Raw genomic sequence first — 14,824 nt, 5'->3', positions numbered from 1 at the left:
GAGAAATAGTGCCTGAAGAATGAGAGTTGGAACGCTAGACTCTCGCGCCGCAACATCGGTTTACAAAAAGAGGGTGCAGATGCGAGGAGTCGGATGGCGATTTTGGGGCCTGTGCGCAGGCGCGGGTGTTCTGTCTATTCTGACGGGCTGTGCATCGGTGACGCATGGCACCACGCAGAACGTGAAGATCGAGACGATGACGGCGGCGGGCAAGGTGGTCGATGGCGCGAAATGCCTGATCACCAACGATCGCAACGACCTGGTCATGCGCTCCGGCGACACCGTGCCGGTCCGGCGCTCGGGTGCCAATCTCACTATCGAATGCAGCCAGCCCGGCTTCGCGCCGGCCCACGGACAGGCCGTTTCGCGTGCCAACGTGGGCATGGCGGGCAACATCCTGATCGGCGGCATGATCGGCGCCGTGGTCGACGCCAGCACGGCGGCGGGCTACAACTATCCGAGCTGGATCCAGCTGATTTTCGGGGAGGTGCGGAGCATCGACCGTAGCGCGCAGACGGGCGAAGGGCCGACGGCCGGTGTCCGGATCGGGACGACCGAGATGGTTGCAGCGCAGCCGGTGGCGCCGCCGAAGGCCGTGGCAGTGAAGCCGCCTGAGGAGCCGCGCCCGGTGCCTGTAGTGCCGGCGCCGGAACCGGCGCCTGTCAAGGTGGTCGCGCCTGCCGCACCCGTGGCTCCGTCGCCGAGCCAGGCCCTGGCGCCCCCTCCACCTTCGTCGCAATCCAGGCCCGAAACGCGCGTTTCGATGGACGACCTGAACGGCTTGCTGCCGGGCAAGCCATGAGCGGTCTGCGGATGAGAGCTTGGCCGCTGCGTGCGGCATCCGCGTTCCTGGGCCTGGCCCTGGCGGCGGGCACGGCCGCTGCGCTGGAGCCGGACGCGCTGTTCAACAAGGTATCGGGCAGCGTCTGGTCGGTTCGTACCTTCGACGCCCAGGAGCGCCCCCTGCGCGCCGGCAGCGCGGTGGTGATCGCGCCCGGCCGCCTCGTGACCAACTGCCACGTGCTGGCCAAGGCGAGCAGCTTCGTCGTCAAGCAGGACAACGTCACCTTCGGGGCGACTCTGGAGTTTCCGGACCCGGCGCGCGACCTGTGCCAGATCAAGGTGGCCAATTTCACGGCGCCTCCGGTCGTGCTGGCGCCTGCGGGCAGCGCGCGCGTGGGGCAACGGGTGTATGCCATCGGCAACCCGCGCGGGCTGGAAAACACCCTCAGCGAGGGGCTGCTGTCGGGCCTGCGCGGCGGCGGTGGCGGCGAGTCGGAAGCGCGGCTGCTGCAGACCACCGCGGCGATCTCGCCCGGTTCGAGCGGCGGCGGGCTGTTCGACAGCGAGGGGCGCCTGCTCGGCATCACCAGCTTTGCCGCTCGCGATGGCGGCAGCCTCAATTTCGCGATGCCGGTCGAGTTCCTGGCGGAGCTGCCGATGCGGGCCAAGGCGATGCTGGAGGCCCGAGCCCGTGAGCCCGGCGGGTCGTCGGTGCGGCGGGTGCCCGGAGTCGAAGTGCCGCTGAACGAGCCTCTGCGGCCTGGGGACGCCCTTGAATACGTGCGGATTGACAAGTTGACGGGTAACCGGTCGCCGGTGGTCTATCGGTTGGACAAAGTCAATGGCGATGAGCTGTCGTTCAACATGGGAGGGCGCATCGAGAAGGCCGGCGGGGAAGTCGTGTCCGTCACATCACCGGCTGGCGGCATGTTCGACACTTCGTCGCCTCCTGGGGGATGGGCCCGGAAGGGCATGCAGCCCGGCATGCGCTGGCATCTCGACTACATCGCTGCAAGCGGAGACAGGCTGCGGCACGAACTGGACGTGACGGTCGGTGGAGAGCGCCCGTTCCGGGTGGGAGGCGTGGAGCTCAATGTGCTGCGCATCGGTTACGAGGGGTGGATCTATGCCTCCTACGGGACCGGCGCTTCTCTCGTCGGCACGCGCTTCGTTGGCTCGGCCCTCTATAGCCCCGAACTTGGCCGGATCGTTCGGTTCGAGGGCGAACATCGGCGCGGCAACTCCAGCGCGACGAATGAGGCCCTGGAGCTTGTCCGCATCCAGCGCTGAAAACGGTCCGAGGTCCGGAAATTGGCCATTTGGCCGTTTCTTCATATAATCGCGGGCTTCGCAGCGTTTTTGTGGCCCCGCGGCGAAGACTTCAAACCCACCTAAGAGATTCCCGCCAGAGGAACGCCGACCGTGGAAAAGGGCCCGCCAAACCCTCTTTTCAAGAGAAAACTCATGACCAAAACGTTCAGCGCCAAGCCCGCTGACGTGACGCACGAGTGGTTTGTGATTGACGCGACCGACAAGGTCCTCGGACGAGTAGCCAGCGAAGTTGCTCTCCGTTTGCGCGGCAAACACAAGGCCATTTACACGCCTCACGTCGATACCGGTGACTTCATCGTCATCATCAACGCATCGCAACTGCGCGTCACCGGCGCCAAGTCCATCGACAAGGTGTACTACCGTCATTCGGGCTACCCGGGCGGCATCACGGCGACCAACTTCCGCGACATGCAGAACAAGCACCCGGGCCGCGCCCTGGAAAAGGCTGTCAAGGGCATGCTGCCCAAGGGCCCGCTCGGTTACGCAATGATCAAGAAACTCAAGGTGTACGGTGGCGCTGAGCACCCGCATACCGCCCAACAGCCCAAAGTGCTGGAACTGTAAGGAGCCTTGAGAATGATTGGTGAATGGAACAATGGCACCGGCCGTCGCAAATCCAGCGTCGCCCGCGTGTTTCTGAAAAAGGGCTCGGGCAAGATCACGGTCAACGGCAAGGACATTCAAGAGTTCTTCGGCCGCGAAACCTCGATCATGATCGCGAAGCAACCCCTCGCGCTGACCAACAACCTCGAAACCTTCGACGTGATGGTCAACGTGCACGGCGGTGGCGAATCGGGTCAAGCCGGCGCTACGCGCCACGGCATCACCCGTGCGCTGATCGACTACGACGCAGCACTGAAGTCGGTGCTGAGCCAGGCTGGCTACGTCACGCGCGATGCACGTGAAGTCGAGCGTAAGAAGGTCGGTCTGCACTCCGCCCGTCGTCGCAAGCAGTTCAGCAAGCGCTGATCCGCTTATTGCGAGGAAGAAGCCGCCTTCGGGCGGCTTTTTCATTGGAACGCCCTTGGCGGTGGGCGCTCCGACCCCACTTGCAATGGGGTGCGCGCCTGTACCGGCCTGCCGAGATTGCGTCATTGCAGTAGGATTCGTTTCATTGGCCGCACATCCGGCCCCCCAAGGAGTTATCAGTCCATGAGCGCCGTAGCCGAAAACATCCAGACCCAGATGCCCGAGCCGATCGTCTTCACCGACAGCGCGGCAGCCAAGGTGGCCGACCTGATCGCCGAAGAAGGCAACCCCGACCTCAAGTTGCGCGTGTTCGTGCAGGGCGGCGGTTGCTCCGGCTTCCAGTACGGTTTCACCTTCGACGAAATCACCAACGAAGACGACACCACCATGACCAAGAACGGTGTGTCGCTGCTGATCGACGCCATGAGCTACCAGTACCTGGTCGGCGCCGAGATCGACTACAAGGAAGACCTGCAGGGCGCCCAGTTCGTGATCAAGAACCCGAACGCCACCAGCACCTGCGGTTGCGGATCGAGCTTCTCGGCCTGATCTCCCGCCGAATGCTGCTCACCCAGCCCCTCTGAAAAAGCCGCCTCCGGGCGGCTTTTTCATTCCCGCCGTTTTTCCTGCCTGCCCCCAATGACATCCGAGGCCGAAGCCGCCGCCGCCAATCCCGTCCGCAAGAGCCTGCTCTGGCTGGTCGCCGTCGGCTTCTTCATGCAGACGCTCGACGCCACCATCATCAACACGGCTCTGCCGGCGATGGCAGCGAGCCTCGGCGAGAGCCCGCTGCGCATGCAGTCGGTGGTGGTGGCCTATGCGCTGACCATGGCGATGCTGATCCCCGCCTCGGGCTGGATCGCCGACCGCTTCGGCACGCGCCGCGTCTTCTTCTCGGCCATCGTGCTGTTCGCGCTGGGCTCGGTGCTGTGCGCGCTGTCGCACAGCCTGGGCCAGCTGGTGGCGGCGCGCGTGGTGCAGGGGCTCGGCGGGGCGCTGCTGCTGCCCGTGGGGCGGCTGTCGCTGCTGCGCACGGTGCCGCGCGGGGAGTTCCTCCAGGCGATGAGCTTCGTGGCCATTCCGGGGCTCATAGGCCCCCTGCTGGGCCCCACGCTGGGCGGATGGCTGGTGCAGTACGCCTCCTGGCACTGGATCTTCCTGATCAACGTGCCCGTGGGGCTGGCCGGCTGCATCGCCACGCTCAGGTACATGCCCGACTTGCGCGGCGTGGTGCTCAAGCGCTTCGACAGCGTGGGCTACGCCCTGCTGGCCTTCGGCATGGTGGCGATCTCGCTTGCGCTGGACGGCGTGGGCCTGCGCCAGGGCGGCGTGATGGTCGTGCTGATCTTCGGCTTCGCCAGCATCGTCGCCTACTGGTTGCGCGCCGCGCGCACGCCCGAGCCGCTTTTCTCGCCGTCGCTCTTCCATGTGCCGACACTCAGCATCGGCCTGATCGGCAACCTGTTCTCCCGGCTGGGCAGCAGTTGCATGCCGTTCCTGGTGCCGTTGCTGCTGCAGGTGTCGATGGGCTACTCGCCGGTGCATGCCGGGCTGATGATGTTGCCGATCGCGCTGGCCGGCATGGCCATGAAGCGCTTCGCCACGCCGCTGATCACCCGCCATGGCTATCGCAGGGTGCTGGTGGTCAACACCATCCTCGTGGGCTGCACCATGGCGAGCTTCGGGCTCACGGCGCCTGGCCAGCCGATGGCGCTGCACCTGCTGCAGCTGCTGGCCTTCGGCGCGGTCAATTCGTTGCAGTTCACAGCCATGAACACCATCACGCTGAAGGACCTGGACGGCAGCATGGCCAGCAGCGGCAACAGCCTGCTGTCGATGGTGCAGATGCTGGCCATGAGCATGGGCGTGGCCGCCGCGGGCGCCGTGCTGGCAGGCTACAACGGCATCTTCGGCACGGATACGCCGGCACACACGCTGGACGCCTTCCAGGCCACCTTTGCGAGCATGGGGCTCATCACGGTGGCTTCTGCTCTGATCTTCTGGCATCTGCCATCAGAGGTGCGCGCGCCGCACCCGGCGCAGCCGGAGGTTTCCGGCCAGGGCTGATTCAGGCCGGGTAGATCGCGCCGAGCACGCGTTCTCCGCGCGCACCGGTCACGCTGGCGAGATTGCCCGCCTCGCGACGGACGCTGGCGCGGGCAAGCCAGGCGAATGCCGCCGCCTCGACTTGCTGGGGCGGCAGGCCGTGATCGGTCGAGGCTGCGACCGTCACTCCGGGCAGCAGGGCGCGCAACCGGTCGAGCAGGTGGTCGTTCAGGGCGCCGCCGCCGCAGACGATGAGCAGATTGCTATCTTTTCCATAGCTCTTGAGGTCCGCCGCGCAGGCCTGAGCGGTCAGCTCGGCCAGGGTCGCCTGAACGTCCTCCGGCGCCATGGCCGTCGTGCCGAGCTGCGCAGCCAGCCAGGCCGGATTGAACAGGTCGCGTCCGGTGCTTTTGGGCGGCGTCCGCGCGAAGTACGGATCCGCCAGAAGCTGCGCGAGCAGGCCGGGCAGCACCTGTCCGCTGGCCGCCCATTGACCGCCGCGGTCGAAGGGTTGGCCCTGGTGGGCCTGGCACCAATGGTCCATCAGCGCATTGCCGGGGCCGCAGTCGAAGCCGAGCACGGAGGTATCGCCGGCCGTGTTCGTGGCCGGCAGCAGGCTCAGGTTGGAGATGCCGCCGATGTTCAGCACCGCGACCGTCTCGTCGGGCCTTGCGAACAGTGCCCTGTGAAAGGCTGGCACCAGCGGGGCGCCCTGGCCGCCGGCCGCGAGGTCGCGGCTGCGGAAATCCGCGACCACGTCGATGCTGGTCAGCTCGGCCAGCAGCGAGGGATTGTTGATCTGGAGCGTGTAGCCGACCTCGTCGAACTCGAGCGGCCGGTGGCGCACGGTCTGGCCGTGTGCGCCGATGGCGGTGACGGCGCGGGCGTCGGTGCCGCTGTCCGCGAGCAGTTGCTGGACCACGCCGGCATAGGCCCGCGCGAGCCCGTTGCCGGCAAGGGCTGCCCTGTGCAGTTCGTTGTCGCCGGGGGTGTTGAGTGCGAGCAGTTCCGCGCGCAGTGCCACGGGGAAGGCGGCCGTGGCGTAGGAGCGCACCGCGATGCGGCCGCCCGAGAAGTCCGCGAGCACGCCGTCGACGCCGTCGAGCGAGGTGCCCGACATCAGGCCGATGAAGAGCTCGGCCGCCATGGCTGGATCGGTGGGAGGCCGCGTGGCGACGACGGAATCAGTCGGCGCTGGCCTGGATGACGGAGAAGGCCGCAGCCAGTTCGGTGCGCGCGCCAACGGCCACGCGTTCGAAGGCGGGACGCATGGCGGCGGTGATCGGTGCGCCGCCTTCCTGTGCGATGGAGGCCGGATCTTGATAGACGCCGCCAACGCGGAATTCGAAGTGCAGGTGCGGGCCGGTGGCCCAGCCGGTGGAACCCACCGCGCCGACCGTCTGGCCCTGGCTCACGACCTGGCCGGCCTTGACGTCGATGCGGCTCAGGTGCGCGTACGCCGTCTGCTGGTTGTTGCGGTGGTTGATGATGACGATGTTGCCGTAGCCGTTCTGCGTGCCGGCGAAATCGACCGTGCCGTCGCCGACCGAGCGCACCGAGGTGCCGGTGGGCGCTGCGTAGTCGATACCGTTGTGCTGGCGCCAGCTGTTCAGGATCGGATGCATGCGCATCGCGAAGCCGCTGGACACGCGCGAGAACTCGACCGGCGTCGCCAGGTAGGCCTTGCGCAGGCTGTCGCCGTTCGGGCGGTAGTAGCTGCCCTTCTGGCCCGCGCCCGGGGGCTGGAACCAGACGGCCTGGTGGATCTTGCCGTTGTTCTCGAACTCGGCCGACAGCACGCGGCCGCTGCGCAGTGCCTGCCCGTCGGCTTCGAAGGTCTCGTACACCACGGCGAAGCGGTCGCCCTTGCGCAGGTTGCGCACGTCGACGTCGCCCGCGAAGATGTCGGCCAGCTGGCTCGCCACCGCGTCGGGAATGCGCGAGTCGTCGGTGGCGGCGAACAGCGAGGTGCGGATGGTGCCGCTGGCCAGGCGCGTGCCCGGGGTGAGCGAATCGCGCTCGGTCACGCCGGCGAAGCCGGTGGGCGTGCGCTCGATGACGAAGCGCTTGAAGCCGCCGTCGCCGTCGGGAATCCAGCGCGCGCTGAGCCTCTTGAGCTGGTTTTCCTGCGTGGCCTCGGCCGTCACGGTGCGGCCGGCGCGAGAGAAGAGTGCATTGCGGGCCTCGACGCTGCCGCGCACGAAGGCGGTGGCGGCCGGGTCGGAGATGCCCAGGCGCTTCATCAGCGCGTCGGCGGTGTCGCTCGAGCGGGTGACGTCGGTGCGGAAGAGGGTGAAGCTGAAGTTCTCGAGCGATTCGCTCTGGTCGGCGAACGAGACGGGCGCCGTGGCTTCGAGGATCTGGTGGACCGGGAGGTCGGATGCGTCGGGGCCGAGGGAGGCCACCGCGAGGGTGCCGGCGCTCAGCAAGGCGGCCGCGATGACCGCGGTGATCTGCCTGGGGTACGTCCGGAATGTATAGGCCACGCGAGAAGCGAGTAGCTCCTCGGCGGCAAGAATGCCGTTGATCAAACTATGAATTCCAGCTCAGGTTCTGCAGGTCCGTGCTGCAAGGCCCAGTCACGTTCAGGGCGGCAGGAGACGGTGCGGAAAGAAGCGCCGCTTAGAATTCGGCGCTTGAAAAGTCGGGCTGAGTATAGCTTCGGCGCCCCAAAAATCAGCCAAAAAAGCCCGTAAAGGCCGAATCTGTTACATCCATGAGCCTCTCGAATAGTGTAGGACGCGCGCTCGAAATCTCCCTCCGGGGTGCCGACGAGCTGCTGCCGCAGGACGAATGGGTGCGCAAGCTCCAGCGCTCCGAAGCGACCGGAACCCCCCTGCGGATCAAGCTGGGCCTGGACCCGACGGCGCCGGACATCCACGTCGGCCACACCGTGGTGCTCAACAAGATGCGCCAGCTTCAGGACCTGGGCCACCGGGTGATCTTCCTGATCGGCGACTTCACCACCACCATCGGCGACCCCTCCGGCCGCAACAGCACCCGCCCGCCGCTCACCCGCGAGCAGATCGAGGCCAACGCCCAGACCTACTACAAGCAGGCCAGCCTGGTGCTGGACCCCGAGAAGACCGAGATCCGCTACAACTCCGAATGGAGCGACCCCCTGGGCGCCCGCGGCATGATCCAGCTCGCCGCCAAGTACACGGTGGCCCGGATGATGGAGCGCGACGACTTCAACAAGCGCTTCAAGGCCGGCCAGTCGATCTCGGTCCACGAATTCCTCTACCCGCTGATGCAGGGCTACGACTCGGTCGCGCTGAAGAGCGACCTGGAACTGGGCGGCACCGACCAGAAGTTCAACCTGCTCGTCGGTCGCCATCTCCAGCAGGAATATGGCCAGGAGCCGCAGTGCATACTCACTATGCCGCTGTTGGAGGGGCTCGACGGCGTCGAGAAGATGTCGAAGAGCAAGAACAACTACATCGGCATCAGCGAAGACGCCAACACCATGTTCGCCAAGGTGCTGTCGATCTCCGACGACCTGATGTGGCGCTGGTACACGCTGCTGAGCTTCCAGTCGCTCGAGCAGATCGCGGCGCTGAAGGCCGAGGTCGAGGGCGGCCGCAACCCGAAGGACGCCAAGGTCGCGCTGGCCAAGGAAATCACGGCGCGCTTCCACAGCGCTGCGGCGGCGGACGCGGCCGAGCAGGATTTCATCAACCGCAGCAAGGGCGGCGTGCCCGACGAGATCCCGGAAGTGTCGTTGTCGGGCGCCCCGCTGGGCATAGCTCAGGTGCTCAAGCAGGCGAACCTCGCGCCCTCGACCTCGGAAGGCAACCGCCTGATCGACGGTGGCGGCGTGCGGATCGACTCCGCCGTGGTCAGCGACAAGGCGCTGAAGCTGCCCGCGGGCAGCTACGTGGTGCAGGTCGGCAAGCGCAAGTTCGCGCGCGTGACCCTGAGCTGAGCCGGGGGGGCGGCTCGTCACCTGCTCGACCCGATCAGCGGACCTCGATGGTGACGCGCCGGTTGCGCGGCTCGTCCACCTCGTCGGCGGTCGGGATCGCCAGGTCGCGCTCGCCGCGGCCCACGGCCTCGATGCGGTTCGCCGGGAACTGGCGCTCGACGAAGAGCTGGGCCACTTCCTGAGCCCGGCGGCGCGACAGCTCGTCGTTCTGCTCGCCGTTCCCCTTGGTGTCGGTGTGGCCGGTGACCACGATGTCGCCGCCGCTGCGTGCCAGCGCCGCGGCCAGCGCCTCGGTCATGATCTGCTGCGACGCCGGCGTCAGCGTGGTGCCGCCGAGCTCGAAGTACACCGTGTAGCGCTGCGGCGGGGGCGGGCGCATGTCGAAGAGCGACTTGTTCTCCGCCTGCACCTTGGCCGGATCGACGCTGTCGACCACCGGCGCGCCCTTGGCTCCGACTGCGGCCGTGGCGCGCTGGTAGGGCGTGGAAAGCACTTCCTCGCCGTCCTTGGCGCGCACCACCACCGCGGAGGGCTTGCCGTCGGCCTGCGGCAGGAGCACCACCCGCGTGCCGGGCGTCGAGCACGCGGCCAGCAGCGCTGCAGCCAGCGTGGCCGCGAAAAGGGAGGCGAGGCGGGAGGATCGGAGTTTCGGCATCTGCATCTTCGTCATGGCTGGCCGTCGGCTTGCACGATGAAGTCGGTACCGCGGATGCCGATGGTGGCAGTCTGCGTCTCGACCCGGACCGCGTCGGGGTTGGTCTTGCCGATCAGGCCGGTGATCATGCGCATCGAGCCGCGCAGCAGCGAAAGAAGCATGCCGCCGTCGCGCGTGGTGCCGTCGAAGTGGAATTCCTTGAGATCGAGCCGGGAAGAGGGGCCGACCACCAGCGTCGTGTCGTCGCGCAGCACCACGGAGGCCGAGGAGTCGGGGCCGGTCACGATGCGGTCGACTGCGCCCAGCGCGTCGCCCGGGTTGGCGGTGCGGGCGGCGCCGGCGCCGTTGAGCAGCTGCACGCTGCCGCGCACGGATTTCACGAAGCCGGCCTGGAGATCGGGTTTCGCGACTGGTGCGGCCGGTGCGGCTGCTGTTGCTGCGGGCGTGGGCGCCGCAGCGGGAGCTGCCGGCGGCGTCTGCGTCTGGGTCTGTGCCAGCGCGGCTCCCGCGATGGCGAGGCTGCCCAGGGCAGTCAGGAGATTTTTCATCGTCTGGCTCTCTGCGAAGAACTGTTGCGCAATGGTCGCAAATATTAATGCGAAGGCGTTACATATGGACACGAGGCCGATAATTCAGGCAGTTTCTGCGGCCTTTTACCGCTTTTCGCGTTGCTTCCTGCCCCTTTCCTGATGGCTTTTGCATGATGTTTACCCCTAAGACGCTGCTTCGCGTGTCGATCGGCGTGGCATTGATCACGATCGTGCTCAAGGGCCTGGCCGGCTACATGACGAACTCCATGGGCCTGATCTCGGACGCCATGGAGTCCTTCGTGAACCTGGCGAGCGCCATGTTCGCGCTCGCCATGGTGACCATCGCCGAGCGGCCCGCCGACGAAGACCACCCCTACGGCCACCACAAGGCAGAGTACTTCTCCTCGGGCTTCGAAGGCGTCCTGATCGTCGGCGCGGCCATCGCCATCCTCTGGGTCTCGGTGCAGCGTCTGCTGTCTCCCCAGCCGCTGGAGCAGCTGGGCTGGGGCCTGGCGCTGTCGGTGCTCAGTTCGGGCTTCAACGCCGGCCTGGCCATCCTGCTGTTCCGCGCGGCGCGGGCCCACCGCTCGATCGCCCTGGAGGCCGATGGCCGCCACCTGATGGCCGACGTCTGGACTTCCGCCGCGGTGCTGGCCGGCATCCTCGGCGTGCTGCTCACCGGCTGGTTGTGGCTCGATCCGCTGCTGGCCATCGGCGTCGCGCTGAACATCGCGCGCGAGGGCGTCAAGCTGGTGTGGCGCTCGTCGCAGGGGCTGATGGACAAGGCCCTCGACCCCGAAACCATCGCCATCGTGCGTGCCACGCTGGAGGCCTTCGCCGCCCGCGTGCCCGACGGCGCCCGGCTGCGCTTCGACGACATGGCCACGCGCAGTGCCGGCCAGCGCCGCTTCGCCGACCTGCACATGCACGTGCCCGGCGAATGGACCCTGCAGCACGCCGCCAGCATGCGCGACGAACTCGAGCAGGCGCTGATGGACGCCGTGCCTGGCCTGCGCGTCACGATCCAGCTCCTGCCCCTCACCATGGAAGCCCGCGCCACCCAGGCCGGCGAACATCACCCCCTATGAAAGCTGTTCTGCAACGCGTCGCGAATGCACGCGTCGACATTTCCGGCCGCACCGTCGGCGCCATCGACGCGGGCCTGCTCGTGCTGCTTTGCGCCGAGCGCGGCGACGTCGACGCGCTCGCCGACCGCATGCTCGCCAAGATCCTCAAGCTGCGCATCTTTGCCGACGAGGCCGGCAAGATGAACCGCAGCGTGCAGGACATCGGCGGCGGCCTGCTCGTGGTGAGCCAGTTCACGCTGGCGGCCGACGCGAGCGCGGGCAACCGCCCCAGCTTCACCCAGGCCGCGCCGCCCGACGAAGGACGGCGCCTCTACGAATACTTCGTGGCGCGGGCCCGCGCCGCGCATCCGGTGGTGGCCACCGGCGAATTCGGCGCCGACATGCAGGTGCACCTGCTGAACGACGGCCCCGTCACGATCCCGCTGCAGATGACGGCCTAGCGGCGGCCGGCTGCCCGGCTACTTGCCGTACGGGCTGCGGATGCCCAGCCCCGCGAGGATCTCGATCTCGTACGCCTCCATCTCGTCGGCGTCGGCCTCGCTGGTCTCGTGGTCCCAGCCCTGCGCGTGCAGCGTGCCGTGCACCAGCAGGTGCGCGTAGTGGTCGGCCAGCGTCTTGCGGTTTTCCTTCGCCTCGCGCGCGACCACCGGCGCGCACAGCACCAGGTCGGCCATCACGACCGGGCCCTGCGCATAGTCGAAGGTCAGCACGTTGGTCGCATAGTCCTTGCCCCGGAACTCGCGGTTCAGGCGCTGGCCTTCCTCGGCATCGACGATGCGCACCGTGATCTCGCCGTCGATGTCGAGCGCATGGCGGATCCAGCGCGTCACGCTGTGGCGCGGCAGCGCGGAGCGATGGCGCTCCACGCCCTTGAAGCGGCCGAACTGCAGCGAGAGCGAAAGCGCCGGGAGCTTCGATGCGGCCATCTCAGTGGCTCCCCGCGCGCTTGCGATGGCCGTCGTAGGCATCGACGATCTTCGCCACCAGCGGGTGGCGCACCACGTCCGCGCTGGTGAAGTGCGTCATGGCGATGCCGTTCACCCGCTTGAGCACGCGCTCGGCGTCGATCAGGCCGCTGAGCTGGTTCTTCGGCAGGTCGATCTGGCTCACGTCGCCCGTCACCACCGCGCGCGCGCCGAAGCCGATGCGCGTGAGGAACATCTTCATCTGCTCCGGCGTGGTGTTCTGCGCCTCGTCGAGGATCACGAAGGCGTTGTTCAGCGTGCGCCCGCGCATGAAGGCCAGCGGCGCGATCTCCAGCGCGTTGCGCTCGAAGGCCTTCTGCACCTTCTCGAAGCCCATCAGGTCGTAGAGCGCGTCGTACAGCGGGCGCAGGTACGGGTCGACCTTCTGCGTCAGGTCGCCGGGCAGGAAGCCCAGCCGCTCTCCGGCTTCGACGGCCGGCCGCGTCAGCACGATGCGCTGCACGGCCGCGCGCTCCAGTGCATCGACCGCGCAGGCCACCGCGAGATACGTCTTGCCGGTACCGGCCGGGCCGATGCCGAAGGTGATGTCGTGCTTGGCGATGTTGTCCAGGTAGATCGCCTGCGTGGGCGTGCGCGGCCGCAGGTCGCCGCGGCGGGTGACGAGCATCGCCACGTCCTCGTCGCCGTCGATCATTCCGCCGTCGCCGGCCAGCGTGAGCTGCACCACCGCCGCGTCGATGGGCCGCTGCGCGATCTCGTAGAGCGCCTGCAGCACGTCCATCGCGCGCTGCGCGGCGGCCTTGTGCCCGTCGACCTTGAACTGCTCGTGGCGGTGCGCGATCTTCACGTCCAGCGCCTCCTCGATGCGGCGAAGGTGGGCGTCCAGCGGGCCGCACAGGTGGCTGAGGCGCGAATTGTTCAGTGGGGTAAAGGTGTGTCGCAGAATCACGCCGGACATTTCAAGGAAAAAGGGCACCCATGATAGGCAAACTGACCGGCACGCTCGCCGAACGCAATCCGCCGCAGGTGGTTGTCGACTGCAACGGGGTCGGCTACGAGGTCGACGTGCCGATGAGCACGTTCTACAACCTGCCGAACGTCGGCACCAAGGTTTCGCTGCTCACGCACTTCGTCGTGCGCGAGGACGCGCAGATTCTCTACGGCTTCGGCACCGCCGAGGAGCGCGCGGCCTTCCGCCAGCTCATCAAGATCACCGGCGTGGGCCCGCGCACCGCACTGGGCCTGCTCTCGGGCATGAGCGTGGGCGAGCTCTCGCAGGCGATCACCACGCAGGAGCTGGGCCGGCTCGTGAAGATTCCGGGCATCGGCAAGAAGACGGCCGAACGGCTGCTGCTGGAGCTCAAGGGCAAGCTCGGCGCCGACATCGGCCTGCCGGCGCACGCCGCCTCCGACGCGCAGGCCGACATCCTGCAGGCGCTGGTCGCGCTGGGCTACAGCGACAAGGAAGCCGCACTCGCACTCAAGGCGCTGCCCAAGGACGCGACGGTGAGCGAGGGCATCAAGATGGCGCTGAAGTCGCTCGCCAAGTAGGCCTCGGCCAGCGGGCGGCTGCTCACTCGAGCGTCAGCCCGATGTCCTTCACCAGCACGCTCCAGTCGTGCAGGTCCTTCTGCATCGTCGCGGCGAACTGCTCGGGCGTGTTCTGCGGCAGGTCGGTGAAGTTGAGTTCGCGCAGGCGCTGCACCACGGCCGGGTCCTTCAGCACCTGGTTCAACGCCACATTGAGCTTCTTCACGATGGCCGGCGGCGTCTTCGCGGGCGCCAGCACGCCGTACCACGAGTAGTTGGTGAAGGGGTAACCGGCCTCGGTCATCGTCGGCACATCGGGCAGCATGGGGATACGCGATGGCCCGCTGTTGGCCAGCGCCTTCAGGCGCCCGGCGCGCACCAGCTCCACAGTAGACGACATGTCCGCGAACGCAGCGTCCACCTGCCCGCCCATCAGGTCCTGCACGCAGGGGCCGCTGCCCTTGTAGGGCACGTGCGTCATCGCAAGGCCGGCTTGCTTCTTGAGGCTTTCCATCGCGAGGTGGCCGCCCGAGCCGTTGCCCCACGAGCAGTAGTTGAGCTTGTCGGGGCGCGCCTTGGCATAGGCGACGAATTCCTTGAGAGTCTTCACCGGCAGGTCCTGGCGCACCAGCAGCAGGTTGCCGCCGCGCCCGATCTGCGCCACCGGCGCGAAGTCCTTCACCGGGTCGTAGGGCAGCTTCCTGTAGAGGCTGGGGTTCACCACCATCGCCGCGGCGTAGGTGAACAGCAGCTTGTAGCCGTCGGGCGTGGCGCGCGCTGCGAGTTCGGTGCCGAGGATGCCGTTGGCGCCGGGGCGGTTGTCGATGATGAAGGGCTGCTTCAGCTGCTTGGAGAGCGCGTCCGCGAGCAGTCGCGAGATGGTGTCGGTGCCGCCCGCGGCTGCCGTGGGCACGATCAGCGTCACCGGCTTGTCGGGGTAGGCATCGGCGCCTTGCGCGTGGACGGCCGTCGCCGCCCAGGCCGCGAGCGCGCCCAGCGCAAACGCACGCAGGTGGCGTCGAAGGAGTGTGGTTCTCATG

17 protein-coding genes are annotated in these 14,824 nt (G+C 67.4%); 10 read left to right on the top strand and 7 right to left on the bottom strand.

Annotated elements, in window-relative coordinates; all coding sequences use genetic code 11:
* Positions 1-157 precede the first annotated feature (157 nt).
* The 6 genes from BMY35_RS38365 to mdtD all read left to right on the top strand — a co-directional run bounded on the left by BMY35_RS38365 (position 158) and on the right by mdtD (position 5,151).
* Complete coding sequence (locus tag BMY35_RS38365; protein ID WP_218153010.1) at positions 158-802, top strand: hypothetical protein; 645 nt, start codon at positions 158-160, stop codon at positions 800-802.
* On the top strand, positions 799-2,073 hold the full coding sequence (locus BMY35_RS26330; protein ID WP_093205812.1) for a S1C family serine protease: 1,275 nt from the start codon (positions 799-801) through the stop codon (positions 2,071-2,073). Before BMY35_RS38365 ends, BMY35_RS26330 begins: the two co-directional genes overlap by 4 nt.
* A gap of 174 nt (positions 2,074-2,247) precedes the next feature.
* Positions 2,248-2,679, top strand: coding sequence for a 50S ribosomal protein L13 (gene rplM, locus BMY35_RS26325; RefSeq protein WP_093205810.1), 432 nt, complete (start codon positions 2,248-2,250; stop codon positions 2,677-2,679).
* 12 nt (positions 2,680-2,691) lie between these two features.
* Positions 2,692-3,084: a 30S ribosomal protein S9 gene (rpsI, locus tag BMY35_RS26320; RefSeq protein WP_093205808.1), complete on the top strand. Its 393-nt coding sequence runs from the start codon at positions 2,692-2,694 to the stop codon at positions 3,082-3,084.
* 183 nt (positions 3,085-3,267) lie between these two features.
* The gene (erpA, locus tag BMY35_RS26315; RefSeq protein WP_007827949.1) at positions 3,268-3,633 is read left to right on the top strand and encodes an iron-sulfur cluster insertion protein ErpA; all 366 of its coding nucleotides are present in this window, start codon (positions 3,268-3,270) and stop codon (positions 3,631-3,633) included.
* 90 nt (positions 3,634-3,723) lie between these two features.
* On the top strand, positions 3,724-5,151 hold the full coding sequence (gene mdtD, locus BMY35_RS26310; RefSeq protein ID WP_093205806.1) for a multidrug transporter subunit MdtD: 1,428 nt from the start codon (positions 3,724-3,726) through the stop codon (positions 5,149-5,151).
* Between the two features lies 1 nt (position 5,152).
* Here the strand turns inward: mdtD and BMY35_RS26305 are convergent, their stop codons facing one another.
* Both BMY35_RS26305 and BMY35_RS26300 read right to left on the bottom strand, forming a co-directional pair.
* Positions 5,153-6,277, bottom strand: a complete 1,125-nt coding sequence (locus tag BMY35_RS26305; protein ID WP_093205804.1) for an anhydro-N-acetylmuramic acid kinase — start codon at positions 6,275-6,277, stop codon at positions 5,153-5,155.
* A gap of 37 nt (positions 6,278-6,314) precedes the next feature.
* Positions 6,315-7,661 (bottom strand): M23 family metallopeptidase, encoded by a 1,347-nt coding sequence (locus tag BMY35_RS26300; protein WP_093205802.1) that lies wholly within the window; start codon positions 7,659-7,661, stop codon positions 6,315-6,317.
* Positions 7,662-7,846: 185 nt separating this feature from the next.
* On the opposite strand from BMY35_RS26300, the gene tyrS reads away from it, so the two are divergent.
* Complete coding sequence (tyrS, locus tag BMY35_RS26295; RefSeq protein WP_093205800.1) at positions 7,847-9,055, top strand: tyrosine--tRNA ligase; 1,209 nt, start codon at positions 7,847-7,849, stop codon at positions 9,053-9,055.
* Positions 9,056-9,089: 34 nt separating this feature from the next.
* On the opposite strand, the gene BMY35_RS26290 is transcribed toward tyrS, so the two are convergent.
* The gene (locus BMY35_RS26290; protein WP_093206042.1) at positions 9,090-9,710 is read right to left on the bottom strand and encodes an OmpA family protein; all 621 of its coding nucleotides are present in this window, start codon (positions 9,708-9,710) and stop codon (positions 9,090-9,092) included.
* A gap of 11 nt (positions 9,711-9,721) precedes the next feature.
* On the bottom strand, positions 9,722-10,258 hold the full coding sequence (locus BMY35_RS26285) for a FecR family protein (RefSeq protein ID WP_093205798.1): 537 nt from the start codon (positions 10,256-10,258) through the stop codon (positions 9,722-9,724).
* A gap of 152 nt (positions 10,259-10,410) precedes the next feature.
* On the opposite strand from BMY35_RS26285, the gene BMY35_RS26280 reads away from it, so the two are divergent.
* Complete coding sequence (locus BMY35_RS26280; protein ID WP_093205796.1) at positions 10,411-11,328, top strand: cation diffusion facilitator family transporter; 918 nt, start codon at positions 10,411-10,413, stop codon at positions 11,326-11,328.
* Positions 11,325-11,768 (top strand): D-aminoacyl-tRNA deacylase, encoded by a 444-nt coding sequence (dtd, locus tag BMY35_RS26275; protein WP_093205794.1) that lies wholly within the window; start codon positions 11,325-11,327, stop codon positions 11,766-11,768. Before BMY35_RS26280 ends, dtd begins: the two co-directional genes overlap by 4 nt.
* An 18-nt stretch (positions 11,769-11,786) precedes the next feature.
* On the opposite strand, the gene ybeY is transcribed toward dtd, so the two are convergent.
* A complete protein-coding gene (gene ybeY, locus BMY35_RS26270; RefSeq protein WP_093205792.1) occupies positions 11,787-12,254 on the bottom strand; it encodes an rRNA maturation RNase YbeY in 468 nt (155 codons plus the stop codon).
* A 1-nt stretch (position 12,255) separates the two neighbouring features.
* On the bottom strand, positions 12,256-13,212 hold the full coding sequence (locus BMY35_RS26265) for a PhoH family protein (RefSeq protein ID WP_176947543.1): 957 nt from the start codon (positions 13,210-13,212) through the stop codon (positions 12,256-12,258).
* Positions 13,213-13,232: 20 nt separating this feature from the next.
* Here BMY35_RS26265 and ruvA point away from each other — a divergent pair, with 20 nt between their 5' ends.
* On the top strand, positions 13,233-13,805 hold the full coding sequence (gene ruvA, locus BMY35_RS26260; protein WP_093205790.1) for a Holliday junction branch migration protein RuvA: 573 nt from the start codon (positions 13,233-13,235) through the stop codon (positions 13,803-13,805).
* Positions 13,806-13,827: 22 nt separating this feature from the next.
* Here ruvA and BMY35_RS26255 read toward each other — a convergent pair whose 3' ends face one another.
* On the bottom strand, positions 13,828-14,823 hold the full coding sequence (locus BMY35_RS26255) for a Bug family tripartite tricarboxylate transporter substrate binding protein (protein WP_093205788.1): 996 nt from the start codon (positions 14,821-14,823) through the stop codon (positions 13,828-13,830).
* Between the last annotated feature and the right edge of the window lies 1 nt (position 14,824).

Origin of the sequence: Variovorax sp. YR750 (assembly GCF_900109805.1) — a bacterium.
Lineage (GTDB): Bacteria > Pseudomonadota > Gammaproteobacteria > Burkholderiales > Burkholderiaceae_C > Variovorax > Variovorax gossypii.
This window is presented reverse-complemented; position numbering and strand designations above follow the sequence as displayed.